Source organism: Streptomyces sp. NRRL S-118, from assembly GCF_000716335.1.
GTDB lineage: Bacteria > Actinomycetota > Actinomycetes > Streptomycetales > Streptomycetaceae > Streptomyces.
The window spans coordinates 103,796-118,546 of record NZ_KL591010.1 but is presented as its reverse complement, the minus strand read 5'-3'; the positions used below and the strand labels follow the sequence as shown (position 1 = coordinate 118,546).

Genomic DNA, 14,751 nt, shown 5'->3' with positions numbered 1-14,751 from the left:
CCATGACCGGTATTGAGCTCAGCAGTGCGGCGTTCGGCGACCACCAGGCGATCCCCCGCCGCTACACCGGGGAGGGGGAGGACATCTCCCCGCCCCTGACCTGGTCGGCTCCGCCGGACGGCACGGCGGAGCTGGTCCTCGCCTGCGAAGACCCCGACGCCCCGAACGGCACCTTCCTCCACTGGCTCGTCACCGGCATCGACCCGGCGAGCGACGGCGTGGAGGAAGGGCGGACACCCTCCGGCGGCACCGAGTGGCCCAACGGCTTCGGCCGCACCGGCTGGGGCGGCCCGCTGCCCCCGGCGGGCCACGGCCGCCACCGCTACTTCTTCCGCTTGTGGGCCGTCTCGCAGCCGCTGCCGCTCACCGACCGGCCGACCGCCGACACCGTGCACCGCGCCCTGGCCGGCCGCGAGCTCGCCAGCGGCGCCCTGATGGGCACCTACCAGCGCTGACCCGCCCGTCCCGCCCCTGCCGCACCGCCGGGACGGGAGGCGCGTTCGGACGGGAAGCGCGTGTGAAAGGGGGGCGTGCTCGGCGGGGAGCGTCCCGGGACGGAGAGCCGCCGGGGAGCGCGGCCGTACGGGAAGGTCCCGGGACGGACAGCCGCCGGGAGGGGAAGCGCGCCGGGGCGGGGATCGCCCCGGGACGAAGAGCCTGCCGGACAGCCCGTCACGGTCCCGGGGTCGCCGCGTCGGTGTAGCGGAGCAGTGCTCCGACCCCGTCGCGCAGCGGCACCTCGTCCTCGGGTACGACGACCAGCTCGGCGCCGGTACCCGCCACCGCGCGCACCAGGGCCTCGTCGGCCCGTTCGCGGCGCGGCGCCCGCACCCCGAAGGACACGAGCTCCTCCTCGGTCAGCGCGAGCTGTGCGGGCCCGGGACCGGTCCACAGCGGTTCCGCCGGCTGCCACGGCCGGGGCGGGTGCAGCAGCAGCGCGGTGACCTGGCCGCGCTGCAGCGCCGCCACCCCGGCGGCCAGGCCCTCGGCCGTGCCGGCGCCGCGCGCCCGCCGGGCCAGGAAGGTCTCCACGAGCGCCCGGTCGTGCGCGGCCATGCGCCCGCGCAGCACGCCGGCGATCTGCGGCTCCAGCAGTGCGCGGCCCGCGGCCTCCGCAGCCGGCCCGCCGACCCGTACGACCCGTTCGCGCAGTGCCCGCGGCAGCCGGCGGAGCAGGACGTTGCCCGCCCACTCGTCACCGCCCAGCACCACGGCGTCAGCGCCCGTGCGCCGCGCCCACCGGTCCAGCTCGTGCCCCAGCCGCACCGCGGCGCCGTGCCACCCGGCCACCGGCACCCGGCGCCGCAGCCGGTCGCCCGGCGCGACCCGGGACCCGGGCCACATCCCGGCCTCGGCCGCCACCGCGACGTTGCCCGCGGCGTCGGCGGTCGGCGGCCCGCGGTAGTGGACCACCACGGCCAGGTAGGGGATCCCGGGGAGGTGCTGCGCCACCAGCGGCATGGCATCCGGCAGCGTGCCGTACCGCGCGAAGTCGTGCGCGGGCGGCGCCGGCAGCTCGTCGTCCAGGACGAGCGCCCCGTGCGCGGTGAAGATGGCCTGGCCGTGCACGCCGGGCACCTCCGCGTCCGCGCCCACCACCTCCTCCGCGGCCGCGATGGACGCCCGGTCCGCGCCCTGCCGCGCCAGCTGCTCGCGCAACCGGTGCCACCGCAGCGCGATCGCCCGCTCGGCGTCGTCGGTGTCCCGCGACGTGTCCAGGTACACGGAGGTGAACGGGCCCCGCTGCGCGTAGAGGGGTTCCAGGAACGACAGCCTCATGGCGACTCCTCACCACTTCCGTGGTTCCGCCCCCACCTTCGATGATGCGCGCCTCCAGCAGTGCCCGGAGCCGTGGCCGGGCGTCAGGAGGCGGGGCGCGGGTAGACCCGGGACTGCTTGACGCTGCCGAAGGCGAAGCTCGACTCGATCGACGCGATGCCGGGGATGGCGTGGATCCGGGTGCGCACGAGCACCTCGTACGCCTCCAGGCTCTCGATGACGACCCGCAGCAGGTAGTCGCTGCTGCCGGCCATCAGGTAGCAGTCCTGGATGTGCTCGATGAGCCCCACGTGCTGCTCGAAGGCGTTGACGGCCTCGGCGGTGTGACGCTCCAGCCGGACGCGCACGAAGACCGTGATCGGCAGCCCGAAGACCACCTGGTCGACCATCGCGGTGTACCCGCGGATCAGGCCGGAGTCCTCCAGGCGGCGCACGCGCCGAAGGCAGGGGGAGGGGGAGAGCCGGACCCGGTCGGCGAGGTCCTGGTTGGACAGCCGCCCGTCCGCCTGGAGCTCTCGGATGATGTGAAGGTCGACGGCGTCCATGGCAGGCCCTTTCTTGGCAGATTCTGCCCCAAAGGTAGGTGCCGCGGGGTGGAAGTAGCAATCGTCTGCCCTCCGCTCCGGCCTAATGTTGCTCACTGCTGGATCGGGGCCGAGGCTGGAGGGCACGTTGGTGGCGACGAACACGAGGACCGCGGTGCCGGTCCCCGCCTCCGCGGCGGCTGCCGCCTCGTCGGCGGAGCCCGTACCGGCGCCCGGCGCTGACCCGTCCGTACGCGCCGAGATCGCCTCCCGGGAGACGGGCGCGGCGGGGAGGGGGTTCGCCGGACTGTCGCCGCAGGGCGTGGGACTCGTGGCCCTCCTGCTGACCGTGGCCATCTGGGCCGGGTTCGCCCTGAGCGCCCGCGCGCTGAGCGCCTCCACCCTGCTGCCCGCCGACGCGGCGCTGCTGCGGTTCGGCGTGCCGCTCGTCGTGCTGGCGCCCGCGCTGTGGCGGCGCAGGCGGCGGCTGGCCGCCGTGCGTCGGGGGCCCGCCCTGAAGATCGTCTGCGGGGCCGGGGTGCCCTTCTTCCTCGCGGCGATGCACGGCGGCTCCCTCACCTCCGCGGCGTTCGTCGGTTCCATCGTCCCAGGCATGGTGCCGCTCTTCGTCTCCGCGCTCATGGTGGCGGGCGGGCGCGGCCTGCCCCGCGGCACGCAGGCAGCCGGCCTCGGACTGATCGCGGTCGGCGTGGTCGCCCTGGTCTGGCGGTACCTCGTCCCGCTGGACACGGACGTGATGGCCGGTGCCGGCACCCTGCTGGTCGCCAGCGGGCTGTGGGCGCTCTACACCGTGGGCCTGCGCGAGGTGGACCTCGACCCGGTCGGGTCGATCGGTCTGCTGTGCCTGCCCTCGCTCGCCGTGATCGCGCTCCTGGTCCTGACCGGAGTGCTCCCCACCGGACTCGCGCACGCCGCGGGCGGCGACATCGCGCTGTTCCTGGTGGTCCAGGGCCTCGGGGTCGGGCTGTGCGCCGGTCTGCTCTACGCGTTCGCCATCCGCAGGCTCGGCCCGGAGCGCAGTTCCGTGGTCGGCAGCCTCAGCCCCGTCGCCGTCGTCCTGCTCGCCGTCCCCCTGCTCGACGAGTCACCCACCCTGTCCGTACTCGTCGGCGTACCGCTGATCACCGCCGGCGTCGCGCTCGCCAACCGACGCCCCCGACCCGAGGTTCCCACCCGTGCTTGAACTCCTGCCCGCCCCGCCCGCCGACCCGCTGTGGGAGCTGGCCGCCGCCTTCGCCGCCGACGAGCGTCCCGAGCGGCTCGACCTCGTCCTCGGCGTCTATCGCGACCACACGGGTGTCACCCCGGTCATGGCCGCCGTCCGCGAGGCCGAGATACGCCTGGCGGAACGTTCCGCCTCCAAGGAGTACCGCGGGCTGTCCGGCAACACCGCCTTCAACCGCGCCATGGTCTCCACGGTCCTGGGCACCGGCGGTCCGGCCGACCGGGCCACCGCCGTCCAGACCGTCGCGGGCACCGGAGCGCTGCGCCTGCTGGCCGACCTGATACGCCGGACCCGGCCCGGCACCACGGTCTGGATCAGCGACCCCGCCTACGTCAACCACCGGCCCATCCTGGAGGCCGCGGGCCTGACGGTACGCACGTACGACTGGAGCGACCCGCTGCGCGACCTGCCGGACGCCCGCCGGGACGACGTGGTCCTGCTCCAGGGCTGCTGCCACAACCCCACCGGCGTCGACCCGACCCGCGACGAGTGGGAGGCGCTGGCCGCGCTGGCCGTACGGAACGGCTGGGTCCCCTTCGTCGACCTGGCGTACCACGGCCTCGGCGACGGCCTGGAGGCGGACCTGTGGGCCACCCGGATGCTGGCGGACCGCGTCCCCGAGATGCTGATCGCCATCAGCTGCTCCAAGAACTTCGGCCTCTACAGCGACCGCACGGGCTGCGCCGTGGTCCTCGGCCCCTCGCGCGCCGCCCTGCGCAACGTCGAGACCGCCCTGCAGAACGCCGCCCGCACGCTGTACTCCATGCCGCCCGAGCACGGCGCCGCCGTCGTCACCGCCATCCTGGAGGACGACGGGCTGCGGGCCGCCTGGCGGGCCGAACTCGACGACATGCGGGCCCGGATCGCGGCCAACCGCGCCGACCTCGTCGCCCACCTGGACACGCTGGGCCACGTGGCGCACGCGCGGTCCCTGGCGCGGCAGAAGGGCATGTTCTCGACGCTGCCGCTGTCACCGGACGGGATGCGCGAGCTGCGCCGGCGGTTCGCCATCTACGGCACGGACTCGGGGCGCATCAACATCGCGGGCGTCCCGGCCCACCGGATCCCCTGCCTCGCCCAGGGCGTCGCGGCGGTGCTGGAGCAGCCCTGCGCCGCCATGAGCTGAAGGAGCCGGCGCGGGCCCCGGCGGGAAAATGGGTATGTCGACCTGCCGGGCTGAGGGCCGCGGTCGTCGAGGGCAGCACCCAGGCCTTCATGAGCGGCGTGCACACCGCCGTCCTCGTCAACGCCGTACTGACCGTGGTGGGCGCGGTGCTCGCCGCGGTCGGCCTCCGCCGCCGGGCCGTCTGACCGCCGCCCGCTGAGGACCGAGCGGCCGTGCCGGTGCGGGTGCCGGACCGGCACCGGCGGTGCTCGCCGCGTCCGGCCTCCGCCGCCCGGGCCGTCGGATCGCCGCCCGCGGAGGGCGGAGCGGCCGCACCGGCACCGGCGCACCGGCGGCCTCCGCCGCGTGACACGGTCCGCGCGTCAGTCCCTCCCGGCCCCGCGCGTGGCCCGGTCCGTCAGCATGCTGTACGACAGCTGGAGCGCGTCCGCGGCCGCCGTCGCCGCCAGGGCCGCCATCACGGCCCGGGTGCCCCGCGGCCACAGGGCCTGCCCGGCGGTGAACGCGGTCGCCACCCAGACGCTCATGCAGAAGGGGCACGTCAGCAGTTCGCCCGCCGCCTCGTGGCCGTCCTCCCGCGGGGCCTCGCTCAGCTCGGCCGGCCCCTGCGGTCCCTGGTACGTGGTGAACGCCGCGCGCATCGGACTGGTGACCGCGCTCTTCGTCAGCAACCGGCTCAGCCGGAACGTCGCCACGGACGTGAGCGCGATGTCGCCCGGCCGGGGCCGCTCCGGGAGCGCCGCGCCGGTCAGCCGGACGGCCGCCGCCCACGCCGACGCGTACGCGCCGAACGCCGTCAGGGCCGCCACGTAGCCGCCCAGCGGCCGGTCCTCCCCGTGGGAGTAGTCCCGGCGGATGCGTCGCAACAGTTCCACCATGCTTGCCACCTTCGCTGTCGGGGCCGCCCACTGACACGTCCTGCCGCGCCGGCCTCCGTGCTCCCGTGGCCCCGGCGACCGGAAGCGGGAGGCTGCGGCGCCCTCAGGTCAACGCCGCCCGTCGCGGGATCCCCCGTACGCCCCCTCCCGCAGCGAACGCAGCCGGGCGGTCGGCCGGAGCCCGGGAACGCTGCACCGGTACGGGTCGTAGCCGAGGGACGTCCCCGTCCAGGGCAGCACCGGTGTCACGGTCAGCGCGGCGACCGGGCGCCACGGCTGTCCCCGCGCGGCGACGCAGAGGTCCAGGACCACCTCGGTGTCGAGCAGGTGCTCCTGGACGGCGCGCAGCCCCCCTCGTACCGCACGGTGCGGCGCCCGCGGCAGGGCCGCCAGCCAGCAGGTCCGCCGCCCCACCCGGTACGCGGTCAGCGTCCCGTACGGCCCCGCCAGCGGGCGGCGCCGGGGGAGGGGCACATGGCGGAGCAGCCGCCCGCTGCCGCTGGTGGTGAGCAGCAGGTCCCACGGCCGCCCGGGACCCGCCGCGTCCTCCACCCTCAGGGCCAGGCCGAAGCCGTCCGGGAGGCTCTCCGGCAGCCCGAGCGCCCGCGACCAGCGGGCCGTCACGCGGTACGTGCCGGGCTCGTCCAGCAGCGGCACGCCCCAGGCGCGGTGGGCCGACCCGGCCACGGTCAGGACGGCGGAGCAGTTCACGCCGTCCGGGTGCAGCGCCGGCCCGCGCCTCCGGCGGGCCACGTACCGGGAGGCCGTACGGGCGAGCCTGTGGGGCGTGGACGTCGACATCATGTCGCCCCGGGTACCCGGGGCGACGGGATCCACCCACCGGAACGGCTCGGCCCCGCCACCGGGACAGGGAGGGTGGCGGGGCCGTCGCCGGTTCCGCCGGCCAGGGGGGCGACCGGGCGGACCTGCGTCACGACCTCTGGTGCCCCGGTCCGGGGAGGACATGCCACCAGGAGCGGCCGGATGCACGGCGGTGCGCGCCGGGCCGCCGCCGGAACCGGCGGCACCAGCGGAGCCTCCGCCAAGACCAGCACCGCTGACGCCGGCCACGGCGGGGACACCGCCATCGTGCTGCCCCGGGGCCTCCGTCTCCCGACTCGCCTCCTGTGCTGTCGGCGACGTCGGTCGCGCAGGGAGGCACCCCGGCAGGGGCGCGGCGGGCACCGCGACCGGCGGTGAGCGGGGCGGCGGGGGCAAGGCCCCGGGGATCAGCGGAGGCAACGGCGCCGGCGGTGGCGCGGGCGGCTCCGGCGGCCAGGCCGGCTACTCCGGCATGGACAACAGGGGGTGGTGTCCGGACACCACGAGCCCGGCAGGATCCAAACGAGAGGCCCTACGGGGTCCCGCTGCGGTTCGCGGGCTGGTGCTGCCCGGTGCGCGGGGCGTCGTCGAAGATGACGCCGGGCCGGGAGGGGACCTGGTTCAGCACCCACAGCCCGACCAGGGTCACCACGGTGAACAGCACGGTGATCAGCGCGGCGAGGACCATGCGGCGGCGGCGCTCCCGGCGCAGCCAGTCGCCGCGCGCCGCGCGGTAGGCGCTCGGGGCGGGGTGGACGTCGTCGGCCAGGGCCGCGAGGGCCTCGCGGAGCTGCCGCTCGGTGTCGGCGGCAGAGGTCGGCGAGGGGGAATCGCTCATCGTCGGGCCTCCATCGCCTGGGTGAGGGCGGCAATTCCGCGTGCGGTATGCGTCTTGACAGAACCGCACGATATACCCATCGCCGCCGCGATCTCCGACTCCTTCAGCCCGAGCCAGTGCCGCAGGACGAGCGCCTCGCGCTGCCGCGTCGGCAGTTTGCGCAGGGCGGCCACGAGGAAGCGCTGGTCGTCACGGAGCAGCGCGGACGCCTCCGCCGAGGCCGCCGAGGCATCGGCGGGGGCGACGGCGGCGTCCGGTGTCTCCACGTGCTTGCGGACGACCTGGAGGTGGCGGATGCGCATGCGGGTCAGGTTGCACACGACGGAGCGCAGGTATGCCTCCGCGGAGCTGGAATCCCGCAACTTACGCCATTTTCGGTAGATCTGGTAGTACGCCTCGGCCACGATGTTCTCCGGGTCGTCGGCACCGAGGAGGGTGGCGAGGCGCAGCATCGAGGCGTAGTGGAGGTCGAACAACCGGGACAGCCCGGCCTCCCGCTCCAGTTCGGCCAGGTCGACCAGGGGCGCCTGGGCGGCCCCGGGCGCATCGCCTTCTCCGTGCGCCCTCCGGGTGGCGGTCGACGGCAACGAGGAGATGACGTCCTGGCGGGTCCGCTTCATGGGCTGCTCGTTCCTCTCGTCGTGCGGCGCCCGGCGGCCGGGCGTTGCGGCAGGGCGGTGGTTGCGGCACCGCGGGGTGGACCGAGGCGGTCGAACACCGTGGTGAGGACCACGGCGACCGCGACATTGAGCAGGAAGGCGGCGAGGCCGGTGTAGACCTCCAGCTCCCGGCCGCCGAAGGGGAGGGGCACCACGGAGGAGAACCCGTGGCCGACGACCAGGGTGGTGCCGGCGACCATGCCCGTGCCCCATCCGGCCAGCAGGGCGCGTTCGTGCAGCCGTCGCGTCAGCAGTCCGCCGGCGACGGCGGGGAAGATTTGAAGGATCCAGACTCCTCCGAGCAGTTGCAGGTTGATGGCGTCCTGGTCGCGCAGCCAGACGGCGAAGGCCACCGCGGCGACCTTCATCACCAGCGACACCGCACGCGCGATCCGCACCTGCCGCTTCGGCGTGGCGGTCGGCTGCAGGTACTCGACGTAGACGTTGCGTACGAACAGGGACGCGGCGGCGATCGACATCACGGCGGCCGGGACGAGCGCCCCGACGGCGAGCGCTCCGAGCACCAGCCCCGCCAGGACCGCCGGCAGGAACGAGCCGACCAGCAGCGGTACGGCCTCCTCGGCGCGGCCGGGCGGCGTGTGGATGCCGGCCGCCAGGGCCGCGACGCCCAGGAGCCCGAACAGGGCGAGCACAGCGGTCCAGGCCGGCAGCGCGACCGATGCCCGGCGCAGGGTGCCCGCGCCCGACGCGGCGAACGCGGCGGTGAGGACGTGCGGGTACATCAGCAGGGCCAGCGCCGAACCGAGGGCCAGCGTGGCGTACGCGCCCTGCTGGTGCGGACCCGGCACCAGCGCGGCGTCCGGCGCCGCCCGCTCGGCGAGGTGGAGCGCCGCGGCGTCGAACATCGGGCCGGGTCCGCCCAGCCGTCCGAGGACGAGCGCCATGACGGCGAACGCGGAGCAGAAGACCAGGAGGCCCTTCAGGGCCGAGATGACGGTGGGGGCCCGCAGCCCGTAGCGGTACGACGCCAGGGCCGGCACCGCGAACAGCGCGACCAGCGCCAGATCACCCGCGGGGCCGCGGGGGTAGAGCCCGCTCACCGTCAGCACCGCCCGCAGCCCGACCAGTTGGAGGGCCAGGTAGGGAAGCGTGGCCAGGATCCCGGTGAGGGCCACCGCGAGGGCCAGGGAGGGAGAGCCGTAGCGCCCCCGGACGAAGTCGGCCACCGTGACGTGGCCGTGGGCGCGGGCCACCGCCCACAGCCGCGGCAGCAGGACGAAGGCCAGTGGCCAGACGATCACCGTGTACGGCAGGGCGAAGAAGCCGGAGGCCCCGTCGCCGTACACCAGACCCGGGACGGCGGCGAAGGTGTAGGCGGTGAAGACGGTGCCGCCCAGCAGCAGCCAGGTCCACAGGGTCCCCAGGGAACGGTCGGCGAGGGCCCAGCCCTCCAGCGAGGGCAGGGTGTCGCGGGCGTGGAACCGCCGCGCCCACACCGCCCATAAGGACGTCGCGCCGACCACCGACAGGAAGGCCGCGAGCAGCGCCTCTTCACGCATCCCGCCCGCCCCCCGGTCGTCGGCCCAACCCTCTGTTGCTTACGGGTTGCGTGAACGTATCAACCAGAGGACAGGCGGGGGACGGAAAACCGGAGAACGGCCGGGGGACGTCACCCGCGCCGCGGCCGGGCCCGGGTGAGCAGGTGCGCGGCGAGCATGGCGAAGGCGCACCCCGGGATCCATGCGAGCTGGTACCAGTAGAAGAACGGCACTCCGGCCAGGCGCGGCCGGTCCTGGGCGTACCACGGGACCCAGGACAGTGCCACGACGGGCGCGAGCAGGACGACGGCGGCGGCGCATCTGCGCCATGACCACGGCCGACGGCGCGGTGCCTCCCCGAGCTGTTCCACCCGGACTCTCCTCAATCCTGTTGGTTTGTGTAAGAGTTGCCGTTGCCCGTGCGCCGGTTGACAGCACCGCAAGACCCTACCGCCCCCTTGGGCCGGCGCTCTCGCGCACCTCGTCCGTCAGGCAAGGGACCCCCACACCACCAGAGGCAGCGACGATGACAGTAGGCCCGATGGCCGCGACGCTCATGGCCGTCATCGGCGGTTCCTCACTGCTCGCGGTCACGGCGCGCCGGCTGAACCCCAGCAGCGACCTGCCGTCGCTCGGCGGGTGGGCGCTGGCGGACCGGAGTCTGGGCACCGGCTGGACCTGGCTGCTGCTGGGCGGCAGCATCTTCACCTCGTACACCTTCACCGCCGTGCCCGGCCTGGTGTACGGCAACGGGGCACCGGCCTTCTTCGCCCTGCCGTACACGATCATCGTCTGCCCGCTGGCGTTCGTCCTGCTGCCCCGGATGTGGGCGATGGCGCGCGAGCACGGGCACGTCACCGCAGCCGACTTCGTCCGCCGGCGGTACGACTCCGCCCCGCTCGCCCTGGTGGTCGCGCTGACCGGCATCCTCGCCACCATGCCGTACCTGGCGCTGCAACTCCTCGGCATACGCGCGGTGCTGGACGCGGCGGGTGTGCCGTCCAGGGCGGCGGCGGGTGACTGCGTGATGATCGCCGTCTTCGCCGGCCTGGCCATCGCCACCTACCGGCACGGGCTGCGCGCCCCCGCCGTCATCTCGGCGCTCAAGGGGGTCGCGGTCTTCGGCTCGGCGCTGGCCGTCTGCTGGCTGGTGCTGGACCGGATGAACGGCCCCGAGGGCGTCTTCACCGCGGCGGCCACCCGGCTGTCCGGCTCGACGGCGAACGCCTCCCTGATCCTCACCCCGGGCCAGCAGCCGGCCTTCGTCACGCTCGCCATCGGCTCGGCGCTCGCCCTGCTGATGTACCCGCACGTCCTCACCGCGGCGTTCGCCGCCTCCGACGCGGCCGTCCTGCGCCGCGTCAGCATCGCCCTGCCCTTGTGGACGGTGGTCCTGGCGCTCTTCGGTCTGCTCGGCATCGCCGCCATCGCCATGGGCGTGGACACCCCCGAGAACGGCGCCGAGGCGGCCGTTCCGATGCTCACGGCCCTGCTGATGCCCGGTCCGCTGGTGGGGCTGGTGTTCGGGGCCATCACGGTCGGCGCGCTCGTACCGGCCGCCGTCATGTCGATCGCCGCCGCCACCTCGTTCGTCCGCAACGTCTACGTCGAGTACGTCCACCCCACGGCCACCCCCAAGCGTCAGGTGCGGATCGCACGGACCGTGTCGCTCACCGCCAAGGTGGGCGCGGTCGTCTTCGTCTTCGGGCTGCGCGACCAGGACGCCATCAACCTGCAACTGCTCGGCGGCGTCTGGATCCTCCAGATCTTCCCGGCCGTCGCCATCGGCCTGTACACGGCGCGCCTGCGCCCCGCCGCGCTGCTGGCCGGCTGGAGCGCGGGGATGCTCCTCGGTACGGCCCTGGTGGTCCGCGGCGGCTTCTCCGCCGTCGTGCCGCTCGGCATCCCCGGCTCCTCGGGCGTCTACGTGGGAGTGGTCGCCCTGCTGCTCAACCTCGTCATCTCCCTGTTCCTCACTTTCCTGGCCGAGGCCCGGGAGCGGTGGCCCGGCGCCGCTTCGCCGTCACCGCGGCCGTAGTCAGCAGCAGGGCCAGGGCGGACAGTTCGACGGCCGCGCCCGCGGCGGTGAGCGTCGTGCTCGAACCGTGCTCCACGGCCAGACCGCCCAGCACGCCGCCCATCGCCAGGCCCAGGTAGGACGAGGAGCCGTTCAGGGACAGGGCGACGGTCGGTTCGGGGATGTCCAGCCCGGCGATCGCGTGGTTCTGCGCCGGAGGCAGCGCCCACGACGCGACGCTGACGACGCACAGCAGCAGCGCGAAGACCCCGGCGGTGAACCAGGACCCGCCCCCGGCCGCCACGGTGAGCAGCACCAGGGCGGCCAGCCCGCCGAACAGCACGGCGACCGCCCCGTTGTAGGCGCGCCGGCCGCCGAACCGGTCCGCGGCCCGGCCCCCGACCGCGCTGCCCAGGAGCGCGGCGAGGCCCGACACCAGCAGGAAGGCGCTCACCCCGGCCGCCCCCGTGCCGGTGACGTCCTGCGCGAGCGGGGCCACGTACACCATGACGGTGAACTCACCCGCGCAGGCCAGGGCGTTCGCCAGCAGGGCGATGAGCACCTGCGGGTGCGCCGCCGACCGCAGCCGCTGCCCCAGGGTCACCGCCGCCGGGGCCGCCACCCGCGGCACGGCCTTCACCAGGACCGCCACCGCGAGCGTGGCGAGCACCGCCACGAGCACCAGGGTGGCGCGCCAGTCGCTGACGGCACCGATCAGGGTGCCGAGCGGCACGCCCAGCGCGGTGGCCGCGGACATCCCGCCCGCGACCATGGCGAGCCCCCGGCCCCGCCACCGCTGCGGCGTGACGCTCACCGTGACGACCATGGCGCAGGGCAGGTAGAGACCGGCTCCCACGGCCGCCAGCACCCGGGAGGCCAGCAGCACCGGGTAGTTCGGGGCCACGGCCCCCAGCACGTTGGCGGCGATGAACACCGTCAGGGCGACCAGCAGCAGCCGCCTGCGGTCCAGCCCGGCGGTGACCGTCGCCAGGACCGGTGCCCCGATGGCGTACACCAGCGCGAAGACACTGATCAACTGGCCCGTCGTCGCCTGGGAGACGCTCAGATCGGAGGCGATGCGGCTCAGCAGGCCGCTGATGACGAGGCTGTCCGTGCCGATGGCGAAGGCACCGACGGCCAGCGCCGACAGCAGCAGCCGGTCCGGCCCGCCCCGGTCCCCGGCGGTCCCGTCCTGGACGTCCTCGGCGGTTTCTCCGGCGGTCATGACAGCCGCACTGCTCCCTGTTCGTCCGGCCGCGGCCGGTGGTGGACGGTGCCGGTCATCGCGAAAACCGGGCCAGGTACGAGGTGTTCCGCTCTCCCACGAGCTCCAGCAGGTCCCCCAGCCGTGCCAGCGCCGCGGCGTCCGGCGTCCACACCCACAGCTCCCGCGCCTCCACCACCGCCCCCCGGCGGGTCTTCGCCTCGAACCCCTCCAGGCCGAGCCGCACCGACGAGGCGCCGTGGGCGATCGCCGTCCTGATGGGATGGTAGAAGGCGGCCCACGGGTACGCCGGGCCCCGGTCCTCGACGTCGTAGTCGCAGCCGTAGGTCATGAAGACCACGCTCCGCGGCCCCCGCAGGTGCAGCGCGCACGCGACGATCCGGCCGTCCCGGATCACCGCGGGGATGACCACCGTGTCGTCCGGCAGCCGGTCCGCGAGCTCGATCCGCGCCCGCCGGATCGCCTCCGCGTCGGCCAGCCCCCCGTGCTTGACCAGCGTCCGCGCCTCCAGCTCGGCGATCCGCGCCGCGTGCTCCACCGGATCCACCTCGGCCGTCGTGAGGTCCGGCGCCTCCGTCAGCCGCTGCTCCTCCAGGCGGTAGCGGCGGCGGCGCCGGCTCGGCAGCGCGGCCAGGAACTCCTCGTAGGAGCCGTACCCGCCGGTCTCCACCCACGACGCGCCCGTCATCGCCCCGCCCCGGAACCCGGCCGCGGTGAGGACGGAGCGCAGCAGGGTGTCCCGGGGGCTGACGAACGGGAAGGCCACGGCGCCGGCACCGTGCTCGGCCGCCGCCGTCTGCGCGGCGCGCACCAGCCGGGCGGCGACGCTCTGCGCCTCCGCCGCGTCCGCCTCCGGATGGCACAGCAGCTCGCTGCGGTCGAACTCCCTGACCACCAGGCAGGGGCCCAACCCCCGTGTGAGCACCTGCCACAGCGGCTCCTCGTCGTCACCCCCCGCCGGTGCCGCCGGGTCCGCGGCCGCGCGGACCAGGTCGCGCTGGGCGCGGCGGAGCGCTGCCGCCTCGGCCTCGTCCGTACCGGGGTCCAGCCGCAGCACGGCCCCGGAACCGACGAACTTCCACGGATCACTGGTCAGACCGGACCCCGGCACGGCGACCACACCCCGCAGGGCACCGCGCGGCCGCTCGGGCGGCCCGAGCGTGAACAGGACGCCGCGGCCCGGTTCCACGTACTCGCGGAACCGGAGGAAACCATGGCTGGAGTCGACGTCCGCCGCCTTGGTCAGCTCCTCCCAGGCGGCGGGCCCGACCTCGTCGACGCTGCGCAGGATTCGTACGTCCGACACCGGCACTCCTCTTCTCACCCCGATCCTCCCGGCGGCGACCGGTGCGTCCGCCGCCCCCCCCGGGCGCGGCGGCCGCACCGGCCACCATCAGATGTCGCCGCCCGATTCCTTGATGAACTGGGCGGACCACTTGCGCTTCGCGCGCAGGCTGAGCCGGTTGACCACGTCCGGGACGAGACCCATGGGCCGGCGGATGTCGATGATCAGCATGACGCGGCGCCCGTCGCTCTCGTTGTACACCTCGTGCTCGAAGGTGTCGTCGATGAGGATGCCCCGGCCCTCCTGCCACGTGTGGATCTCCTGGTCCACGCGCAGGCGGGGCGGGTTGTTCTCCGGCACCGTCAGCGGCAGGTGGTAGCGCAGGATGCCCGCGTACGGACCCTCGTGCGCCTTCAGCGTCACCCCCGGCTCCAGGATCGCGATGATCGCGTTGACCACCCGGGGAGTCCGCTCGGCGAAGTCCACGAAGGTGGGGCAGTCCCGGTAGGCGGCCGGGTTCGTCTCGCCGAGCATGTACGCGTAGTACAGCCGCCAGTCGGTGGACACCTCCGCCGCACGCAGCGGGTCGATGTCCCCGTACGGACGGACGTCACGCGTCTCGATGAGCTTGGTGACCTCGGCCTTGATCTGGTCGAACTGGTAGTCCAGCTTCCGGGACTCGGGGAAGAGCGCGTACGGCGACATGATCCGGAACCGGTTGCGGCCACCGCTGGCCTTCAGGAAGTACCGGTTGATCGCCTTGCGCACCCCCGGCTGGTTGATGCTGAGGGAACCGTTCACGACTGCGTCTCCTTCGGTGGGGCGGACATACCGGGCAGCGGGGCGGGCCGTC

General features: G+C 74.6%; 15 protein-coding genes. 4 read left to right on the top strand and 11 right to left on the bottom strand.

Going from position 1 to position 14,751, the window contains the following annotated elements; translation table 11 throughout:
* The first annotated feature begins 2 nt into the window (after positions 1–2).
* Positions 3–455, top strand: coding sequence for a YbhB/YbcL family Raf kinase inhibitor-like protein (locus IH00_RS0118860; RefSeq protein ID WP_031075082.1), 453 nt, complete (start codon positions 3–5; stop codon positions 453–455).
* A 217-nt stretch (positions 456–672) separates the two neighbouring features.
* On the opposite strand, the gene IH00_RS0118855 is transcribed toward IH00_RS0118860, so the two are convergent.
* Together IH00_RS0118855 and IH00_RS0118850 are read right to left on the bottom strand one after the other, a co-directional pair.
* The gene (locus tag IH00_RS0118855) at positions 673–1,779 is read right to left on the bottom strand and encodes a baeRF2 domain-containing protein (RefSeq protein ID WP_031075080.1); all 1,107 of its coding nucleotides are present in this window, start codon (positions 1,777–1,779) and stop codon (positions 673–675) included.
* 83 nt (positions 1,780–1,862) lie between these two features.
* A complete protein-coding gene (locus IH00_RS0118850) occupies positions 1,863–2,324 on the bottom strand; it encodes an Lrp/AsnC family transcriptional regulator (RefSeq protein WP_031075078.1) in 462 nt (153 codons plus the stop codon).
* A 130-nt stretch (positions 2,325–2,454) separates the two neighbouring features.
* On the opposite strand from IH00_RS0118850, the gene IH00_RS0118845 reads away from it, so the two are divergent.
* Together IH00_RS0118845 and IH00_RS0118840 are read left to right on the top strand one after the other, a co-directional pair.
* Positions 2,455–3,507 carry a DMT family transporter gene (locus tag IH00_RS0118845; protein ID WP_234334887.1) on the top strand — a complete coding sequence of 351 codons (1,053 nt, stop codon included), beginning with the start codon at positions 2,455–2,457 and terminating at the stop codon, positions 3,505–3,507.
* Positions 3,500–4,675: an aromatic amino acid transaminase gene (locus IH00_RS0118840; protein WP_031075073.1), complete on the top strand. Its 1,176-nt coding sequence runs from the start codon at positions 3,500–3,502 to the stop codon at positions 4,673–4,675. The genes IH00_RS0118845 and IH00_RS0118840 overlap by 8 nt, the downstream gene beginning before the upstream one ends.
* A 362-nt stretch (positions 4,676–5,037) precedes the next feature.
* Here IH00_RS0118840 and IH00_RS0118830 read toward each other — a convergent pair whose 3' ends face one another.
* From IH00_RS0118830 to IH00_RS0118805, 6 genes are all read right to left on the bottom strand, one after another.
* Positions 5,038–5,553 (bottom strand): DUF1360 domain-containing protein, encoded by a 516-nt coding sequence (locus tag IH00_RS0118830; RefSeq protein WP_052411483.1) that lies wholly within the window; start codon positions 5,551–5,553, stop codon positions 5,038–5,040.
* Positions 5,554–5,661: 108 nt separating this feature from the next.
* A complete protein-coding gene (locus IH00_RS0118825; protein ID WP_031075069.1) occupies positions 5,662–6,357 on the bottom strand; it encodes a hypothetical protein in 696 nt (231 codons plus the stop codon).
* A 550-nt stretch (positions 6,358–6,907) separates the two neighbouring features.
* Positions 6,908–7,213: a hypothetical protein gene (locus tag IH00_RS0118820; RefSeq protein ID WP_052411482.1), complete on the bottom strand. Its 306-nt coding sequence runs from the start codon at positions 7,211–7,213 to the stop codon at positions 6,908–6,910.
* The gene (locus IH00_RS0118815) at positions 7,210–7,833 is read right to left on the bottom strand and encodes an RNA polymerase sigma factor (RefSeq protein ID WP_078887834.1); all 624 of its coding nucleotides are present in this window, start codon (positions 7,831–7,833) and stop codon (positions 7,210–7,212) included. Before IH00_RS0118815 ends, IH00_RS0118820 begins: the two co-directional genes overlap by 4 nt.
* Positions 7,830–9,392, bottom strand: a complete 1,563-nt coding sequence (locus IH00_RS0118810) for a sodium:solute symporter family protein (protein WP_031075062.1) — start codon at positions 9,390–9,392, stop codon at positions 7,830–7,832. The genes IH00_RS0118815 and IH00_RS0118810 overlap by 4 nt, the downstream gene beginning before the upstream one ends.
* 110 nt (positions 9,393–9,502) lie before the next feature.
* The gene (locus tag IH00_RS0118805) at positions 9,503–9,742 is read right to left on the bottom strand and encodes a DUF3311 domain-containing protein (protein WP_031075060.1); all 240 of its coding nucleotides are present in this window, start codon (positions 9,740–9,742) and stop codon (positions 9,503–9,505) included.
* Positions 9,743–9,897: 155 nt separating this feature from the next.
* On the opposite strand from IH00_RS0118805, the gene IH00_RS0118800 reads away from it, so the two are divergent.
* Positions 9,898–11,409: a sodium:solute symporter family protein gene (locus IH00_RS0118800; RefSeq protein WP_031075058.1), complete on the top strand. Its 1,512-nt coding sequence runs from the start codon at positions 9,898–9,900 to the stop codon at positions 11,407–11,409.
* Here the strand turns inward: IH00_RS0118800 and IH00_RS0118795 are convergent.
* The 3 genes from IH00_RS0118795 to IH00_RS0118785 form a co-directional block, all read right to left on the bottom strand.
* Positions 11,345–12,613: an MFS transporter gene (locus IH00_RS0118795; RefSeq protein WP_052411481.1), complete on the bottom strand. Its 1,269-nt coding sequence runs from the start codon at positions 12,611–12,613 to the stop codon at positions 11,345–11,347. The two genes, IH00_RS0118800 and IH00_RS0118795, sit on opposite strands and share 65 nt — an antisense overlap.
* Positions 12,614–12,668: 55 nt before the next feature.
* Positions 12,669–13,919 (bottom strand): GNAT family N-acetyltransferase, encoded by a 1,251-nt coding sequence (locus tag IH00_RS0118790; protein ID WP_031075055.1) that lies wholly within the window; start codon positions 13,917–13,919, stop codon positions 12,669–12,671.
* Between the two features lie 87 nt (positions 13,920–14,006).
* Entirely contained in the window at positions 14,007–14,699 is a 693-nt protein-coding gene (locus IH00_RS0118785) for an aspartyl/asparaginyl beta-hydroxylase domain-containing protein (RefSeq protein ID WP_031075052.1), read from the bottom strand.
* Positions 14,700–14,751 lie beyond the last annotated feature (52 nt).

Bases quoted from the DNA above. Each gene is read 5' to 3' on its own strand.
- IH00_RS0118860 (WP_031075082.1), top strand. From the start codon at position 3: ATGACCGGTATTGAGCTCAGCAGTGCGGCGTTCGGCGACCACCAGGCG.
- IH00_RS0118855 (WP_031075080.1), bottom strand. From the start codon at position 1,779: ATGAGGCTGTCGTTCCTGGAACCCCTCTACGCGCAGCGGGGCCCGTTC.
- IH00_RS0118850 (WP_031075078.1), bottom strand. From the start codon at position 2,324: ATGGACGCCGTCGACCTTCACATCATCCGAGAGCTCCAGGCGGACGGG.
- IH00_RS0118830 (WP_052411483.1), bottom strand. From the start codon at position 5,553: ATGGTGGAACTGTTGCGACGCATCCGCCGGGACTACTCCCACGGGGAG.
- IH00_RS0118825 (WP_031075069.1), bottom strand. From the start codon at position 6,357: ATGATGTCGACGTCCACGCCCCACAGGCTCGCCCGTACGGCCTCCCGG.
- IH00_RS0118820 (WP_052411482.1), bottom strand. From the start codon at position 7,213: ATGAGCGATTCCCCCTCGCCGACCTCTGCCGCCGACACCGAGCGGCAG.
- IH00_RS0118815 (WP_078887834.1), bottom strand. From the start codon at position 7,833: ATGAAGCGGACCCGCCAGGACGTCATCTCCTCGTTGCCGTCGACCGCC.
- IH00_RS0118810 (WP_031075062.1), bottom strand. From the start codon at position 9,392: ATGCGTGAAGAGGCGCTGCTCGCGGCCTTCCTGTCGGTGGTCGGCGCG.
- IH00_RS0118800 (WP_031075058.1), top strand. From the start codon at position 9,898: ATGACAGTAGGCCCGATGGCCGCGACGCTCATGGCCGTCATCGGCGGT.
- IH00_RS0118795 (WP_052411481.1), bottom strand. From the start codon at position 12,613: ATGACCGCCGGAGAAACCGCCGAGGACGTCCAGGACGGGACCGCCGGG.